Annotated in this window: 15 protein-coding genes; 8 read left to right on the top strand and 7 right to left on the bottom strand. The window is 50.3% G+C overall.

What is annotated here, in order from left to right; genetic code table 11:
- The 7 genes from JKK62_RS00790 to JKK62_RS00760 all read left to right on the top strand — a co-directional run.
- Positions 1-1,037: 2-hydroxyacyl-CoA dehydratase family protein (locus JKK62_RS00790; RefSeq protein WP_201426540.1), on the top strand; the 1,037-nt coding region annotated here is incomplete at its 5' end.
- 10 nt (positions 1,038-1,047) lie between these two features.
- Complete coding sequence (locus JKK62_RS00785; RefSeq protein WP_201426539.1) at positions 1,048-2,787, top strand: 4Fe-4S binding protein; 1,740 nt, start codon at positions 1,048-1,050, stop codon at positions 2,785-2,787.
- Positions 2,780-4,063, top strand: a complete 1,284-nt coding sequence (locus tag JKK62_RS00780; RefSeq protein ID WP_201426538.1) for a 2-hydroxyacyl-CoA dehydratase family protein — start codon at positions 2,780-2,782, stop codon at positions 4,061-4,063. The genes JKK62_RS00785 and JKK62_RS00780 overlap by 8 nt, the downstream gene beginning before the upstream one ends.
- Before the next feature lie 5 nt (positions 4,064-4,068).
- On the top strand, positions 4,069-4,848 hold the full coding sequence (locus JKK62_RS00775) for an acyl-CoA dehydratase activase (protein WP_201426537.1): 780 nt from the start codon (positions 4,069-4,071) through the stop codon (positions 4,846-4,848).
- A gap of 4 nt (positions 4,849-4,852) precedes the next feature.
- Positions 4,853-5,512: a hypothetical protein gene (locus JKK62_RS00770; protein ID WP_201426536.1), complete on the top strand. Its 660-nt coding sequence runs from the start codon at positions 4,853-4,855 to the stop codon at positions 5,510-5,512.
- Between the two features lie 32 nt (positions 5,513-5,544).
- On the top strand, positions 5,545-6,219 hold the full coding sequence (locus JKK62_RS00765) for a response regulator transcription factor (RefSeq protein WP_201426535.1): 675 nt from the start codon (positions 5,545-5,547) through the stop codon (positions 6,217-6,219).
- The gene (locus tag JKK62_RS00760; RefSeq protein ID WP_201426534.1) at positions 6,216-7,526 is read left to right on the top strand and encodes a sensor histidine kinase; all 1,311 of its coding nucleotides are present in this window, start codon (positions 6,216-6,218) and stop codon (positions 7,524-7,526) included. The genes JKK62_RS00765 and JKK62_RS00760 overlap by 4 nt, the downstream gene beginning before the upstream one ends.
- 132 nt (positions 7,527-7,658) lie before the next feature.
- Here the strand turns inward: JKK62_RS00760 and JKK62_RS00755 are convergent, their stop codons facing one another.
- Positions 7,659-8,339, bottom strand: a complete 681-nt coding sequence (locus JKK62_RS00755; protein ID WP_201426533.1) for a DUF421 domain-containing protein — start codon at positions 8,337-8,339, stop codon at positions 7,659-7,661.
- A 125-nt stretch (positions 8,340-8,464) separates the two neighbouring features.
- On the opposite strand from JKK62_RS00755, the gene JKK62_RS00750 reads away from it, so the two are divergent.
- Positions 8,465-9,544 carry a serine hydrolase domain-containing protein gene (locus JKK62_RS00750; protein WP_201426532.1) on the top strand — a complete coding sequence of 360 codons (1,080 nt, stop codon included), beginning with the start codon at positions 8,465-8,467 and terminating at the stop codon, positions 9,542-9,544.
- A 44-nt stretch (positions 9,545-9,588) separates the two neighbouring features.
- Here the strand turns inward: JKK62_RS00750 and JKK62_RS00745 are convergent, their stop codons facing one another.
- The 6 genes from JKK62_RS00745 to JKK62_RS00720 all read right to left on the bottom strand — a co-directional run bounded on the left by JKK62_RS00745 (position 9,589) and on the right by JKK62_RS00720 (position 16,328).
- Positions 9,589-10,809: a HAMP domain-containing sensor histidine kinase gene (locus tag JKK62_RS00745; protein WP_201426531.1), complete on the bottom strand. Its 1,221-nt coding sequence runs from the start codon at positions 10,807-10,809 to the stop codon at positions 9,589-9,591.
- A 2-nt stretch (positions 10,810-10,811) separates the two neighbouring features.
- Complete coding sequence (locus JKK62_RS00740; protein ID WP_201426530.1) at positions 10,812-11,477, bottom strand: response regulator transcription factor; 666 nt, start codon at positions 11,475-11,477, stop codon at positions 10,812-10,814.
- Positions 11,478-11,499: 22 nt separating this feature from the next.
- On the bottom strand, positions 11,500-12,255 hold the full coding sequence (locus JKK62_RS00735; protein WP_201426529.1) for an ABC transporter ATP-binding protein: 756 nt from the start codon (positions 12,253-12,255) through the stop codon (positions 11,500-11,502).
- Between the two features lie 102 nt (positions 12,256-12,357).
- Entirely contained in the window at positions 12,358-14,730 is a 2,373-nt protein-coding gene (locus JKK62_RS00730) for an ABC transporter permease (protein ID WP_201426528.1), read from the bottom strand.
- 163 nt (positions 14,731-14,893) lie between these two features.
- A complete protein-coding gene (locus tag JKK62_RS00725) occupies positions 14,894-15,418 on the bottom strand; it encodes an S-ribosylhomocysteine lyase (protein WP_201426527.1) in 525 nt (174 codons plus the stop codon).
- Between the two features lie 151 nt (positions 15,419-15,569).
- Positions 15,570-16,328: a hypothetical protein gene (locus JKK62_RS00720; RefSeq protein WP_201426526.1), complete on the bottom strand. Its 759-nt coding sequence runs from the start codon at positions 16,326-16,328 to the stop codon at positions 15,570-15,572.
- Positions 16,329-17,372 lie beyond the last annotated feature (1,044 nt).

Below are 17,372 nucleotides of genomic sequence, written 5' to 3'. Positions count from 1 at the left end.
TTGGCGGAAGCCTCGAGACAGCCCACTGGGCAGACGAACTGACTCCGCGCGACACCGATCCGTTCAGCCGTTCCTCGATAGGCTGGCTGATAAATCCCGAGTTTGACATCACGAAAAACACGCTTATCGTTACGGCTGTATCCTCTGACAGCAGGCGCAAGCTGATTTCGATTCTTCGAAACAGCGGCAGGAAGGTTGCGACAATCGACGTTCCGCCCGCTGACAATAGCGAGAATTCGATCAGGTTTTACACCGACCAGCTTGTGACTCTCGCGGAAACGATCGGCAGGCATACAGGCAAGCGCTTCAATGTCCGTCACCTCAGAGCTTCCGTCAGGAAGGTCGCCTCTGCGCACCGCCAAAGACAGAACTTCCTCGATACAGCAGCCTTGGCAGGCGGCTTCATCACTGACGAGGCCGTGATTCTCGCTTCACAGAGCATGTACTTTGCCGACAGCCTCGACGAATGGCTGCTTCATATCACCGCTCTTGTAAATGAGCTTGAGAATATTATGAATCACTATGCCTACAGACGCAAGGACAGACCGCGTATCCTTATCCTCGGCTCGCCCGTTGTGTTCCCGAACTACAAGGTTCCGCAGCTTATAACTTCTGCGGGAATGAACATTGCCGCGGTTGCCGACAGCCTTTCTCTGGAAGCGTCAATCGAGCTCGGCAGAGCGAACCGCTTCGGCTCAGCCGACAATCTTCTCAGAAAGATCGCGCAGATCCACCTGAGCACGATTTCCTCAGGCGCGAGAATATATAACACGGGAATGTACTCATACGTCATGAACCTGATCAAGCAGCTCAAGCCCGACGGGATCGTCTGCCATATCCTCAAGGGACAGATTGAGTACGACTTTGAGCTTCCGCATATCGAGAAAGCCGCGGAGAAAAAGGACATTCCCGTATTCAGACTCGAAACCGACTATCAGTATCAGGATATGGAGCAGCTTCGAATCCGCATGGAGGCGTTCGGCGAAATGCTGACGCAGCGCAGGCTGGTTGCGCGAAGGTACAGACACACCGCATAGGAGGCGCGATATGAAGAACAAGACAGCAGGAAAAATACTCTTCGCCGTTTTTGCCGTCGCTCTTTGCGTTGCGGCGTACTTTGCGGCAGATCTGGCATTTTTCCAATACGACGACCCTGTCGAGAGAGCCACGCTGAGCGTTGTCAACGACGGCGAAGCGCTCTCGTTTACATACGATAAAGACGCTGTGACTCTGCACAGCGGAGATAATACAACGGTGTATGCGCTCACCTACAGCGGCGCGGCTGTTGTTGAGAACACCTACATCGAATCGCTGCCGTCCGATTTCGCGGGCAGCTTCGCGGCGGTTCAGACGGGTATCAGGGAGGACACAAACGGCGACGGCGTGACCGAGAATGTCACCAGAGTCGCCAAGACAGATATGGAGTACACTCAGGGCTACGACGCCACCGCGAACTCCTTCCTCAGCGACGAGATACCGTTTGAGGTCGTCTACAAGGACAGAGAGAGCTTCACGGTTTACTTTAATTCCGAGCCCGTGAAAAACTCAGAAATCACGGTAACTCTCGCCGACGGCACGGTTAAAACCCTTACCACCGACGAAAACGGCGATATTACGGGACTGAATCTCAACGACGTGAGAAACGGTCTGACCTTTACCTACCGCCCCGACGCGCTCAATACCTATTCGATCAACTATCAGGTTGAGGCGGATACGATATTCACCACACGCTGGCTGTCCGCAATGCTTCCGTTCGGTATCATCATTCTGGTTTCGGCGGTTTGTATCACCCTCGACGTTCTCCTTCGCAAGCTGCTCTACAAAAAAGAGAAGCTGCCAGTCGGCAAGACGGGAGTTATGGCGAGGGACAAAAGAAGAAAGCGCTTTGTATTCGGCTTTGAGACGATACGCTGGATTATTATGATTCTCAGCTTCGCGCTTCTGATTTTCGGCAGCAGACTGACGGGAACGGTTTTTTCAAACGTTCAGCTTCCTGTTTTCGCCTGCCCGTACAACCTCGACCAGCTCACAGGCTCGGCGTGCTACATGCTCAGCCACCTCGACGTGCTTGTCAGCTCGTGGAAGGAGATACTCGCCTTTTTGGGAACCTTCCTTGTATGCGCGGTACTTCTCGGAAGAATCCTCTGCGGCTTTGTATGTCCGTTCGGCTTTATTCAGGACGTTGCTCATGAAGCGCGTCAGGCTCTTCACATCGAGGGTATCTCGCTCAACGAAAGGCTTTACAATATTCTGAGATTAGTGAAATGGGTAATGCTGATCATCTTCCTCGGCATCGGCTTTGTCGGCGGAAACTTCTGTGACTTCTGTCCGGCAATGGCGCTGTCACCGGCGCTCGCGGGCTTCAAGCTCAGCCTCGGACTCGGCGGATTTGTCATGGTGATCGTGCTCGTCAGCGGCTTCTTCAAGCGCAGATGCTTCTGCAACGTCTGTCCGCTCGGCTTTATCCTCGGACTGACCCACAAGATCTCGCTCTTCAAGCTCAAGAAGGACGCGGTAGCCTGCACGGAATGCGGCGCTTGCTACGAAGCGTGCCCGATGGGTATCAAATCCGTATTCACCGTCCGCGAGGGCAAGGGCGATATCAGAGAAATCGACGTTACGACATCTGATTGTATTATGTGCGGCGAATGCGTCCGCCGCTGTCCCGAAAACAACGCGCTTGCGATCACCTTTTGCGGCAAGAAGATCTACAACGCCGACCGCATGAAGTTCATGAAGCAGTACGCGCCGCCCAAGAGCAAAAAGAAAGGGAAAAACCATGAATGACTATATTGAAAGAAAAACCTCTGCCGAAGAACGCAGAAAGCAGAGATTTGTCAATAAATCGGCGGCGGTTTCCGTAAAGTACCTGAGAAAGGTCGACGAGCTGCCGCACAAGCCCGACGCGCTCGAGCCTTTTATGAATATCCTCCGGCATGTTTTTGTCGACATGCAGGGCGCGGTTAAGCCCGATGATATGCCGACAGTCGGCACCTACTGTGTGATGGTTCCGCCAGAGCTCATCTACGCCGCGGGCGCCATGCCGGTAAAGCTCTGCGGCGGCAGCTACACCGCGTTTAATATCGGCGACGATATCGCTCCGCGCGACGTCTGTCCTTTGGTAAAGGCGGTCATGGGCTTCCAGAGCATCGGCGTCATGCCGATTTATCAGGAGTGCTCGATGATGGCTGTCCCGATTACCTGCGACTGCAAGAAGAAGCTCGCGGGATACCTCGGTCAGCACCGCAGAACCGTAACGCTGCACGTTCCCTCGGGACGCGACCGCGACGAGGACATGGAGCAGTACGTCAGAGAGCTCTACCTGTTCAGCCAAAGCCTTACAGAGCTGACAGGCAGGCAGCTCAGCTACGAAAGGCTCTCGTGGGCGTGCGGACTCACCGCCGCGGCACAGTACGAGCTGTCGCGCTTCATAGAGCTGAGGCGCAAGGCTCCGCTCGTGATCAAGGGCACTCACTATATGGCTGTTATGAACGCCATGAGCTATACTCACATCTCACTCTGGACGGAGTATCTCAGCGCGCTCAACGACGAGCTCGAGCAGAGGATAAAGCGCGGAGAAATGGCATCAAAGGAGAACCGCCCGAGAATCCTCATCACAGGCTCGCCTATAGTATTTCCGAACTTCAAGCTTCCGCTGCTTATCGAGGAGATGGGCGGAGCGCTCGTCGGCGACGAAACCTGTATGGGAGAACGCGGAGCCTACGATCCCCCCGCGATCGTCGATCAGAGCACGGACGGGATAATGCGGGCGCTTGCGAACAAGAGCACACGTCCCTGCACCTGCCCGACCTTTACAGACAACAAGCGAAGGGTCTACAGAATCATGCAGATGCTCAAGGACTACAATGTACAGGGCGTTATCTACCACGTTCTGCGCGGATGTCTTGTTTACGACTACGAATATCAGGTGCTCGAGGAAGAACTCGGCAAGCTGAATATTCCCGTTATCCGCGTCGAGAGCGACTATAACGAAGAAGATGTTGAACAGCTCAGAATCCGCGTAGAGGCGTTTATCGAGCTGATAAAATACGGAAAGGGGTAATTTCGATGAAGGTATACGCAGGACTTGACGGCGGCTCAACCTACCTCAAGGCCGCCCTGCTCGATGAGCACAAGAGGGTGATACGCACAGGCGTCACCTCAACAGGTATCGACAACAACACTTCCGCCAAGAAGCTGCTCGCAAAGCTGATGAGTGAGAGCGGAGTCGGAAGCATAGCATATACGATGGCGACAGGCTACAGCCGCAAGATTCTCGAGGTCGCGGACGACGATGTCAGCGAGATCACCGCCCACGCCTACGGCGTAAGGGTCACGGCACCGAGGGAGTACCACCCGGGCATGATCGTAGACATCGGCGGTCAGGACAGCAAGATAATTTATCTTGACTCCAACTACTCGGTCAAGAATTTCAGCATGAACGACAAATGCGCTGCCGGAACAGGCAAGTTTATGGAGGTCATCGCGCAGATACTCGAGACGACTATCGATCAGGTCGGCCCGCTTTCACTCGAGAGCAGCGCGCCCTGCGACATTAACAGCACCTGCGTAGTATTCGCGCAGTCAGAGGTCATCTCGCTTATCGCGCGCAAGTACGACCGCCGCGATATACTCTCGGGAATGCACCTTTCAATGGCTAAGCGCATTATCAAGATGATGAAGAAGAGCGAAAAGAACGGCGACGTCCTGATGACCGGCGGCGGAGCATTGAATATAGGACTGCGAAAGGCGTTTGAGGACGAGCTTATCCGCGACGTGTTTGTGGCGAACCATCCTCAGTTCAACGGCGCGATAGGCGCGGCGCTGCTCGCGAGCGAAAGGGGCTGATCGTATGTTAGCGGAAGCGCTCACAGCTGCAATTTCCGTCGGACTCGGCTGCGGTATCTGCTGCGGCACTTCGGCGTCATCGTTTCTGGCGGTATACATTCTTTCCGAGGGCGGCGGTTTTGCTTCCTCGATGAAGCATGTCGGGGGATTCTTCCTCGGAAAGGTGCTTGCCGTCTGCTCGATCACTACCATCTGCGCTGCGATCGGAAATGTATTCATCGACGAAAACGGATATATCGGCGGCTTCAATCTCCACCACGCCATGTCGTGGATAATGCTCGCCTCGGCGCTGTTTCTGATTTGGAAATGGTTCAGAGACCGTAAAAAAACCTGCTCAAAATGCGGCGGCAAGTGCTCGTCAAAGAACATGAGCCGCGTGATCCCATCGTTTACAGTAGGACTTGCCTACGGAGCTACACCGTGCGCGCCGCTGATTATGGTCGCGGGCTACGCAATCACTCTGTCAATTCCGGAAGCGTTTCTGCTCGGAACAGTGTTCGCGCTCGCAAGCTCGCTTTCGCCGATGCTACTGATATTCGGACTATCGGGCGCGCTCAGCGGCAAAATCCGCTCGCAGCTCGGCAAGGCGATGCCGTGGGTTCAGCTGACGGTATATATCGCGTTTTTGATTCTTGCAATAGTATCACTGTTTTGGTATAATTAATAAAAATGACAACACTATGGAGGTGACCTGACTTGCGTATATTATTTGCCGAGGACGACCGCGACATCGCGAAGGCGGTACAGACGCTTCTGGAGCGTTCGGGATATTCTGTCGACGGCGTTTTCAACGGTCAGGACGCGCTTGACTATATTGAAACAGGCGAATACGACGGAGTGATTCTCGACTGGATGATGCCAAAGCTCAGCGGCATTGAAGTGCTCAAAAAAATGCGTTCGCAGGGCATAGCCACACCAGCTCTCATGCTCACGGCGCGCGACGCTGTCGAGGACAGGGTCGCGGGTCTTGACACAGGCGCGGACGACTACCTTCCGAAGCCGTTCGCCGCTTCCGAGCTGCTCGCACGCGTCCGCGCGATGCTCAGGCGCAAGGAGGACTTCAAGCACGACGTGATCAAGTTTTCGGATATCGAGCTTGACAAATCCGCCATGTCAATCAAGTGCGGCGCAAAGAGAGTCCGCCTCAACAACAAAGCCTTTCAGCTTATGGAAATGCTCATTGAGCACAAGGGTGCGGTGCTTAGTATTAATCAGATAATGGAACGTATCTGGGGCTGGGACAGCGACTCCGAGATCAACGTCGTCTGGGTCAATATCTCATTTTTACGCAAGAAGCTCACAGAACTCGGCGCGCACGCTCAGATCAAAGCCGTCCGCGGAGTAGGATATACATTGGAGAATACGCTATGATGAATCAAATTCGGCAGCGCTTTATCCGTATCGCGCTGCTAGCGCTTACTCTCGCCATGCTGCTCGTAGCAGGCTCAATAAACATGGTTCATCTTGTCAGCACTATCGGCGAGCTCAATACGACCCTTGACTACCTCGTCGAGAATGAAAACGCCATCTCTCAGGAAAAGCAGAAAAAAGGCGGCTTCCAGAACGGCGAAGGCGAGGGAGAAGGCAGGCACGAAAACGGCGCTACAGACGACAGCGGCCAGCAGCTAAAGCAAAAGGGTCACAACCATATGCAGAGCACTCTCGAGGAATCGAGGTACTTTATCGCTATACAGAGGACTGACGGTGAGCTTTTACTCGGAGTCGGCTCAAAGGAAACCGACTATACCGAAGAGGAGCTGCTCTCGATCGCTGAGGGCGTTTTCGCGTCAGACAGCAGCTCGGGAAATACGGGCACATATATGTATCGTATCACCAACAAGGACGACGGCGCGAAGGTAGCCGTATTCCTCAACTGCGAATCGAAGTATTCCGAGGTCGCGACGCTAGCGTTGATTTCATTATGCGCCTGTATCGCGGGAATCCTTCTCGCGTGGCTGGTGGTATTTCTTCTGAGCAATCAGGCGATAAAGCCGATAGTCGAGAACATCGAGCGCCAGAAGCAGTTCATCACCGACGCGGGTCACGAGCTCAAGACTCCGCTGACGGTAATTTCCGCCAACATGGACGTTCTGTCAATGGATATCGGACAAAATGAGTGGATTCATGGTACGCAGAAGCAGGTTTCGAATATGCGCAAGCTCGTCAACGAGCTGATCTATCTCTCGCGCATGGACGAGGCTGATTCGCACCTCGAGCGCAGTGTTTTCAATCTCTCAAACGCCGTTTCGGACGTATCCGCACCTTTTGCGGGCATGGCTGAGTTCAACGGCAAGAATCTGATTTTGGACGCGGAGGAAAATCTCACGCTTTGCGGCGACGAGCAGGCTGTCCGCAGACTTATCAGCACCCTGTGCGAGAACGCTGTAAAGCACGCTCCCGAGGACAGCGATATCCTTATCACCCTCAGCCGCTCGGGAAAGAACATCGTCTTTTCAACCGAGAACGCCTCGAAGGAACCGCTTAGCGAGGAAGCTCTGTCGCACCTCTTCGACCGCTTTTACCGCGGCGACGAATCGCGCTCAAAGGAAGAAAACAGCGGCTTCGGCATAGGTCTTTCAATAGCGCGCGCGATAACGGAAAAGCACGGCGGCACGATCAAAGCACGGATCACCGAAAACGGAAGGCTGCAGATCATCTGCACGCTTCCTCAGAATTAAAACAAGCAGAAGCTTTTAGCATTGCTCCGCCTCAGGGAGTCAGCTACGCCACCGACATAGCCGAAAAATACGGCGTGACCTTTGAGCAGATCAAGGAGGACATCGACGGAAGAAGCTAATTGCCTTGTGGGTTTAATCCTTAAGAGGGTAGAGGGTAAGCTTGTTTTCATCGCCGCAGATACCGAGGAAAATCTCCTTGGCGTTCTTGTAGCCCTGTTCCTTGAGTTCCTTTTGCAGCCACGTTTCGTTGAGCCCTTTGCGCTTGAGGTTATCGCCGATGACTCTTCCGTCCATGATGACCTCTGTGCCGATATGCTCAGTCTCAGGCGAAAGCGCTATATCCTCGGGGTTCAGCGGACGCTTTGTGCTGACGGGCAGGATAGAGAGCTTGCCGTTGTATTCATAGACCGCAGTCTGGATATCGTCGAGATTGAAATACCCTTCCTGCCTGCACAAGAGCAGGAATTCGCTGAGCTCCAGCTTTGCCTTCTTCATGTTTTTGCGGTACAGCTTGCCGTCGTTCAAGATAATCGTCGGCGTACCGTTGATGAATTTCCTGCTTCGAGGGAATTTCCTCGTCAGCACGCTGAGCACCACCGTAATTATACCGAACACTATCATCGACACAGTCGGCTTCCACCATGGTTTGTCGAGCGTTGTCGCAAGCTCCGCGGCGATCGAGCCTATTGTGATTCCCGTGATGTAGTCAAAGAACTCGAGCTGTGCGACCTGCTTGTGACCGATGATTTTTGCGATTATAAACAGAACCGCCGCTGAGAACAGCGACGCCAGTATTACCGTTAAAAATTCCATTTTTGTCCCTCCGATTCAAGTACTATTATTCGCGGCCGGTTTGGAATTTATTCCTCGTTTTCTTCAGATGAACTTCAGACGGACGTATTATAATGAATAAAAAAGCTGATAAAAGGAGTATTTATATGAAAAAGCTTATCGCTATAATTTCCTCAGTAATGATTATTTGTTCGACCGCTGCGTGTTCAAATGTCAGCCCGTCGGACACCGAACAGACGACCGCTGCCGCAATAACCGCTGACCAGAAGGAAGCGATGGACGGCGTTCTGAAAAGAAACAACTTCAAAGGAGTTGCCAGCCTGACGAAAAACGGCGAGGTCATCTATCAGTATGTCAACGGCAAGGACAAGAGCAATAACGACCTCACCATCGATTCCTCAATGTACATCGGTTCCGTTTCCAAGCAGTTCTGCGCGACCTCGATAATGATGCTGCGCGAGCAGGGCAAGCTAAGCGTTGACGATAAGCTCGAAAAATATTTCCCCGAGTACGAAGTGGGGAAGGACATGACTGTGAAGAACCTGCTCACAATGCGCTCGGGAATAATTGACATGGTGAACGAAGCGACGTGCGACGGCGTTTCCTTCGACAATACCGAGGACGAGAATATAGCCGCCGTCAAGGAGTGGATTTTCGCGCAGCCGCTCAAGTTTGAGCCTGATTCGAAATACGCCTATTCCAACTCGAACTACTTCCTGCTCGCTGATATTGTCAAGCAGGTTTCGGGAAAGCGCTATCACGACTTTGTGCGCGAGAATATTTTTGAGCCGCTCAAGATGACTCACTCGGGCTTTGTCGAGGAGGTAAAGGACAATCCCGCATGGGCTGAAGGACTTACGAGGGGTGAGGATAACGGCAATGTGATTGAAACAGGTCTTTCCAACGGCGCGGGCGATATCGCATCAAACGCTGCGGATATGGATGCGTGGATGTCGGCAATTTCCGAGGGCAAGCTGATTTCAAAGGAAACCTTCCTCGAGATGACAGAGAACTATTCGCCCGACGCGGGCACAGGCTACGGCTACGGACTGATGAAGATGTTTGACGGCGGTACGGGTCACCCGGGCGCTATCGGCACATATAACTCAATCGACTATATCAACGTCGAGCGCGGTCTGAGACTGTTTGTTTCGAGCAACAAGAGCTCGGCACAGACCTATATTGATTCCTTACCGGGAGCGCTGCTGAAAAACATAATCCAATAAAAATCAATCCTCAGCAAGAATGACCTGCTGAGGATTTTTTATTTTTATGCGATTGTAAAAACCGCGGTGACGATCATGTCGCCGCCGTCGATTTCTGCAAAAATATCTCCGTTCATTTTTCTCATCAGTGTGCGGCAGATGTAAAGTCCCAAGCCGCTGCCGCTGTTGCTTCCGGTATTTGAGCCGCGCCAGAAGCTGTCGAAAATATGCGGCAGCTCGTTTTCGCTGAGAGTACAGCCGCTGTTGCGGATATGTACGAGCTGACAGTCGTCCTCTCTCGAGAAAGCAATAGATATTTCCTTGCCATTGCCGTATTTCACGGCGTTTTCGATGATGTTTTGCAGAACCTCAACGCACCTTTCCAAATCGCCAGACAGGATACAATCGGAAAAGCTCTCAATGGAAAAGTCGATTTTCAGCAGGTTCAGCTTGTCGGTGTAGAATGCTTTGATTTGGCTTATCAGCGCCGAGAGATAAAACTCGCCATTATGCACTTCCAGATTCAGAAAGTCGCCGCTTGAAGCTTTGACGATTCCGTCCACATAGCCGCGTATTTCCTCGCACTTTCCGTTGATGTTCCGCGCGACCTCGAGCTTCTTTTGCTCGTCCTTGTACAAGCCCTTTTCGAGCGCCTTTGCGTACAGCTCAATCACGCCGAGAGGAGTTTTTATGTCGTGCGAGAGTGAGAGCACCATCGTCTTGTTTTGCTTTTGCAGCTCAAGCTCGGCTGATTTTTGACTTTCGAGCTTTTCGCGGAGCAGGTCAAGTCCCCACAAAAACCTGCCGAAATAATTGTCCTTGCTTTCCTTAAGCGGCGCCGTCAGATTGCCCTTCGCAAGCTCCGTGGGATAATCGCTGATTTTTTCAAACGGTCTGATGATCCTGATGAAGAGAACCGCCATCAGAACGAGCACAAACGCCGCCACAACTCCGAAGCTGATGTTGAACAGCCTGACTGCGGTGCTGTTGTCGGAATTATATGAATAGTCAAAGCGGTAGAGAGTGCCGCCGATATCCTTGACAAGATAGTCGCTGTCGCCGCTCTTGAAGCCGTCTGTCAGCTTTTCAACATTTGTGATAGTCGGATAGTCGGACAGGGAATAGTCATCGCCGTTTTCTATTTTTACGGCGATTCTCTGCGCCTCAACGCGATAAGGGCGACCTTCGTCACCCTTGCCTGCGTTATTTAAAATGAAATTCGCTCCTGTAAAAATCACCGCGATCAGAGCGATGACGGCAACCGTCAGTTTGATATAGCTTTTCATAATTACCTCTCGTAGCGGTACCCGACGCCCCAGACAGTCACAATGTGTTCGGGCTTTTTTGGGTTGGCTTCAATCTTCTGTCTGAGCCATTTGATGTGAACCGTCAGCGTCTGCGGTTCGGAAAAGCTGTCAAAGCCCCAAATCTGATTGAACAGATAATCCTTGCTGAGAGTTTTGCCGGCGTTTTCGGCGAGCAGCAGAAGCAGGTCAAACTCCTTTTGTCTGAGGTCGAGAGGTGTGTTTCCCTTGTATGCAATGCGCTTGCTCTTGTTGATTTTCAGGAATCCGTCTGAGAGAATGTCTGTCTGATAACGCCGCGTGAAGATGCCCTTTATTTTTGCGAGCAGAATATCGATGTCATACGGCTTCTCGATGTAGTCGTCCGCGCCGAGGATCAGACCGTTGAGCTTGTCGTCCTTTTCGGTTTTCGCGCTGACAATGATGATCGGGGTATTGGCGTTCTCGCGTATTTTGCGGCAGACCGCGAAACCGTCCAGGGAGGGCAGCATAATATCGAGTATCACCAGCCTTGCGCCTTCCGATTCAAAGGAGTTTACGGAGCTGTCGCCGTCCGCACAGTGCTTTACCGAATAGCCGTCAGCTTCCAGAAAATCGCACAGCAGCGCTGCCATTTCGATATTATCCTCTACAACAAGAATGTCGACCATTTCTTTTCACTCCAAAATCCGATTACCAGCCCTGCTCAAGCAGCCAGTTGTTCAGGGCGCGTTCCTTTGTTCTCTCGTCGCTGCCCTCTAAATTATACTCTCCCTGAATATTCCCGTCAACAATATAAAGCACGCGCGAGCATTTTGCGGCGACCTTCGCGTCGTGGGTCACGAGCATGATTGTGGTGCCGTCCGCGTTGATTTTACACAGCTCCTCCATAACCTCGTTGGAGCTCTGACGGTTGAGCGCGCCTGTCGGCTCGTCGGCGAAAATCATCTTGGGACTGTTGATCATGCTGCGGCAGATACATGCCCTTTGAAGCTGACCGCCGGATACCTCGTTGATGTCATTGTCGGCGATTTCAATGATTCCGAGCTTACGCATAAGCTCCTTGCCGCGCTCGAGCTTTTCCTTCGCGGAGAGAGTGTTGGCTTTTGACTGGCGCGCCGGAAGAATGATGTTGTCGAGTACCGAGAGATTCTTGAGCATATACATCTGCTGAAAGATAAAGCCCATTTCGTCAAGTCTGAGCGCCGCAAGCTGAGTGGGCTTGAGCGCGGAGATGTTTTTACCGCCGAAGAGAACCGTACCCGCGGTCATGCTGTCCATTCCCGAAACGGTGTAGAGCAGGGTAGACTTGCCCGAGCCTGACGGCCCCATCACGGCGACCATCTCGCCCTCGTCGATTGAGAAGCTGACGTTGCGCAGGACGTTGTTCTGTCTTTTGTTGGTGATATATGTTTTACAAAGGTCTTTCACTTCAATAATTTTAGCCATAGTAATCCTCTTTCTTGATAAATCGATCGTTTGACGCGCTGTTGATGAACATTTCCCTGATTGGTGAGTTTACAAAAGGCGCAGAACGTGCCCACCGGCGCCTTACTCAACAGTGTTGATTTCGTTTGAATTGACCTTGCGTATCCCGAGCGCAGTCAGGAATACACTGAAAACCGTTGCCGCAAAGACGATAGCGGGATATATGATGCAGGTTTTGAGTACGTCGGTGTCAAAGATAATGTTTTTCGCGCCCATCATCTGGAAAATACCGCCTGTCGCAAGCTTGCCGATTGGGTCGGCGAGAGCGACAGAGAGCAGTACCGCCGCAATCATAATGATCGCGATTCTGAGCGTCTGCCAGAATATTATTGAACGGTTTTTAAAGCCGATAGCCTTGAGCATCGCTATCTCACCGCGTTCCTTTGTGAGAAAACTCTTTTCAAGCAGTACCGCGACCAGAATGTCGATCAGTATGATGATCGGGAGCAGCAGATTAGTAACATCGTCCATTATTCCGCCGACGCCGCCGACGCAGTAGTCCACATAACCGCCCGCGCTCATAACCTTGTCGCCGGGGTACATTTCCCTGATCGTATCCATTCTCTTTTGTATTTCGGAATCGTCCGGGTTGTCGCGGAAACGAACCTGAAAATCGTTTAAGCCGACAAGATTTTTGAAACCGTAGGTCTGTCCGGGATACAGGCGTATGTTGTCGCCCATGGACATCATTGTCTGGTACGTCGCCGTAATCATGCACTCTGTTTCTTCATCGGCGGTTTTTACCGTGACGGTATCTCCGATTTCCGCGCCTAATTTGTCCGCGATAATATATGACACGGCGATCTCATGCTTGTTCTGCGGAGCGGTACCGTCGAGATACAGATATTCGTCGGTAGTCATGTTGATACCCTCAGTGCCGTGTGTTTTCAGTTCGGTGTCGCCCTTGATAACGACGACGTTCGAAATCGTTTCAACAAAGCAGTCAGCTTCCCAGCTTTTTTCTGCAAGGTCGGATTCAATTTCAGCGATTCTTTCATCAAGCCTTTTTCTGCCTTCATCTACCATGTATTTCTCAAGCGAGCCCGATTCAACTAAAGCCAGATCGCACTCAGCCATATTGATCCAGCCGAGCAGCTTTCCGCTCTGCATTGTGGAGGAAATATTCAGGCAAACCATAAGCATGGAAATTCCCACAAAGAAGGTGAACAGCATGATCAGAAACCGCTTCGGGCTGCTGAGAATATCGTTGACGGCCATGAAGAATACAGGTTTTACGGGCTTTTTGCCGAGCCTGATGATACCCTTCTTTTTGTATCTTTCGCCTGTTGTGCCGCTTCGGATAGCGTCAACGGGCGTGAATTTTTTCACCTTGCGTGTGCTGAAAAAGCAGAACAGCACGATGATACCGACAACCGCAGCCGCACAGAGAATACTGAGAATAACGGTGCCCGAGTTGTCCATCACGATGCTCTGCGAAACCATTTTCAGCAGCATACTGCCGAACGGGATCGAAACCGCAAAACCGATCACAGCGCCGGCAATCGAGATCGCGAGATATTTTACAAGATATAGCGAGCGGATTTTGCCGTTCGGAATACCGATCGCCTTCATAATTCCGATCTGACGGTATTCCTCGCTTAGCGTAAAGCTGATAGTGAAGCGCAGGATCACGACCGCGATCAGAATCAGCGCGATGCTGACGATGAGCAGAATGCCCGCGATGATCATTTCCATTATATATGTAAATTCTATCAGCGAGCGGTCGCCGCCGAAAGCCACAGCGTCACAGGCGGTCAGAGCCTTTTGCAGCGCGGGAAGATCTGTGGTGTTAATAAAGCTGATGTAGAACAGATACGGCTCGATAGGTTCTGCTTTTTCAAACGCCTTGTAGTCGTTCTCCGAGAGCAGGAACCTCGCGTTGCCCATCATGCGCGAGCCGAGCACCGCGTCCTTGAGCGTATCCTTTACCGTAAAGGTCCGGGTGACATTGCTGACCGTCAGCTCAACCTTGTCGCCGACCTTCGCGTTGCTGTTGTCGAGTAATGACCGGCGCACATAAACCTCGCCGTCAGCTACCTCTGTTATTTCATTGTCGCTGCCGTCATAATATTTTTCGATCTGATGTGAAAGACAGCTCGCGAGACTGGTGTTTGCTGCGTTCTGAGTATCCTGCGCCGTTTTACGTCCGATGAACTTGTGACCTGACAGGAAGATGCATTCCTCCTGTCTGAACTCTGTCACACCCTCGGCGTTCTTCACAGCGTCCTTTACCGTCACGCTGCCGCCGCTGCGCTCAAAGGTCATATAGTCGCCGACTCCTGCCTTGTCAAAAAAGCTGTCGAGCGAGCCGGTCACCGCCGTCAGATTTGTCACGCTCGAGGAAACGAACATCACAGACAAGATGACAAAGAGCAAAATGATGATATTCATTGTCTTTTTGCGTTTCAAGTCGCGTTTCAAAATGTCAAAAAACATACGCATTCTCCTTACTGAGTATATTGTATCACAAAAATTGCTCTTGTGAACCTTACAGCATGAGTATAGCGGAGAAATTATTAAATAATCCTTAAATGAAATAATATTTTTTAAAACGATGAAAAAAGCGCCTGCCACTCAGGCAAGCGCTTGATATTTGTTATTACGAGTCGTAGAAATGCTGTCCGTCGTCAGTTACAAGCCGTTCAGCCTTCGGGTACTCAAAGATTTTGGAATTATCCCGGTTTGCTTCGAGGTAGTCAGCGAATTCCGCCGCGTACCATTTTGCCATTCCGAGGTTGTGCATGAGGTAATGACCGCAGTTTACTGGAGCGGCGCCGGGAACCTCCTGAGCGTCGTTGACCGATCTGAAGGCTCTCAGCAACAATTCATAAATCTCACGGGGAGAGCGGCTGCCCTTGAGAATGAGGTAAAAGCCTGTCAGACACCCCATGGGACCCCAGTAGATAACCTCGTCCTTCCAGTCGGGGTCATTTCTGAGAAAGGTCGCGATGATGTGCTCGAGCGAATGCATAGCCGCCACATCGATAACGGGTTCTCTGTTCGGTCTTTTCAGTCTTATATCATAGGTTGTCACAATGCTGTCGCCGACAATGTCCTCACGGCTGAGAAATATGCCCGGGACAATGGCTGTATGGTCTACGGAGAAGCTCTGTATCATTTTCATGTCCATAACACCTTTCATTATATAACGTATTATCTGTGTGGTTAAATCATAACACAAACGGGCTGAAAATTCAATATCAATATGTCATGGGCAAAAACGTAAAAAATCACCCTGCGTTCCAAAAAACGTGGCACAGGGTGTTTTCTGATAATTAAGCCATTCCGAAGAAGCTGAGGATATTAAATCCTGTGGGCAGCGGTATCGTGAACATATATATAGTAGCGAGCACAACGCCTGCGATCGCGATAAAAAGTACTACAACGCGGTTCGGCAGGTTCTTGAACACGCCGACGATACCTAACAGGAAGAGTACAACGGAATAGATAACGTTGACAAGGTTGTAGGCGTCGCCGTTTCTGTTGTCGCGCTTGCCTTCCTCGAGAAGCTCCTGAGACTGAGCGATAAGATTATTTGATTCCTCAAAGTATTTATCGGTCATTCCCTCTACCTCAAAGGGAGAGGACATTGAATCGTCCATCTGATTCATAGCATCACTCAGGATCTGACTGCTGTTCTGCTGCATGAAATAGTGCATTTTGTCTTCATAGATTTTCGCTTCCTCTTCGTTGCCCTTCATTTTGGCAACCTCAGCGTCGAGTTGATAATCGATCGCGGTATTCCATGCCATCAGATCTGAGAGATACATCTGCATAGCTGAGTTATAAGCGGCGTTTCCCTCGGAAGCGAGGTTGTTGCTCTTTGTGAAATTGGTTGCCTGATTGCCGCCGTGAAGCGAGCCGATCCAGGTTGCCCATGCCGTGAGCAGCGCTGTTACGCCTAAGAAAATAGCTGTGATTACCTCAATTCGCTTTGCCGTGAACAGCTTTTTCTTTTTCGGTGTTGCTTCTTCGACCTCTTCTGTTTCTGTCTCTGAAGCTATTGTTTCAAGTTCTTTGTTATCAGTTGACATGATTATTCCCCGTTCATTTTTTACACACATTTTTCTGTGCCTGTAGCAGTATAACATATTGCGTTCTCAATAGCAATTGTTTTATAAGATGTATTTGTCCCTGTATAATGATTTTATATAAAACTCCATCAAATGCTTTAAGTTAAGAACGAATTTTGTAAAAAAAAGCAATTACTTTTTCGATAGCACGTAATGTTAGGGAGAGCATTCAAAAAAAGAACGATTTATTTTACAGGACAATTGCTGACGATCAGATAGCAGAAAAATAGATTTTGAAGAAAAGTGTTCTTTTTTCGTTGCGGTTTTATCGAGCCCTAAGTAAAACAGCCTTTTTTCATGTAAATCAAATAGGTTAACAAATACCTCTATGAGTTTTTTACAGCGGCGTTTTTTCTAAATACGAATAATGAGAAAGTCTTTATTCTGATTTGTCAGATTTAGATTAAATATATAAATAATATAAATCTTTTTATTAATAATGTTTAAGAATATTTTACAAAAGGGTTAAAAACTGATAATTATAGTAGTATTATTGTTCAGATAATGCTAAAATTAATTAAGTAATTTGAGCATAGCGCACAAAAGGAATAATCAATACTCACCGCCTTGTTCTGACCGGACAACGCGTTCCGTTTGATGAATCAAATGTGGAAAACGGACTTCTAACAGTTGAAAAACATGCGCTTATTATTGATCCCGCTGTTTGGGTGTTTGCCGGATTCGTATTGTTCGTGGTAATTATGGTAACTATTACCTTTATCAGACGTATGAAATCAAAGCAGTCGAAATCAAACGTGACCTGATTGCGTCAAACATCACGTTTGCCGTTCAATTAACAAACATGATTGTATTTTATTGCAGCTTTCGGTAACGATGAGATATCCGAACTGTGCTTTCCTTTTTCGCACAGTATCATAACTAATTATTTTAATTTAAAAGCGCGGGATAACCGGATGGTATCCGCGCTTTTGTGTTGAGATTGATACAGTCAAGCTGTATGATAATGATTATATTTTATGTATCAAATAAGCAAACGCCGAGCTA

The organism is Ruminococcus difficilis (assembly GCF_016680995.1).
Note: the sequence above shows the minus strand (reverse complement) of the source record. Positions and strands in the feature narration are given on the sequence as shown.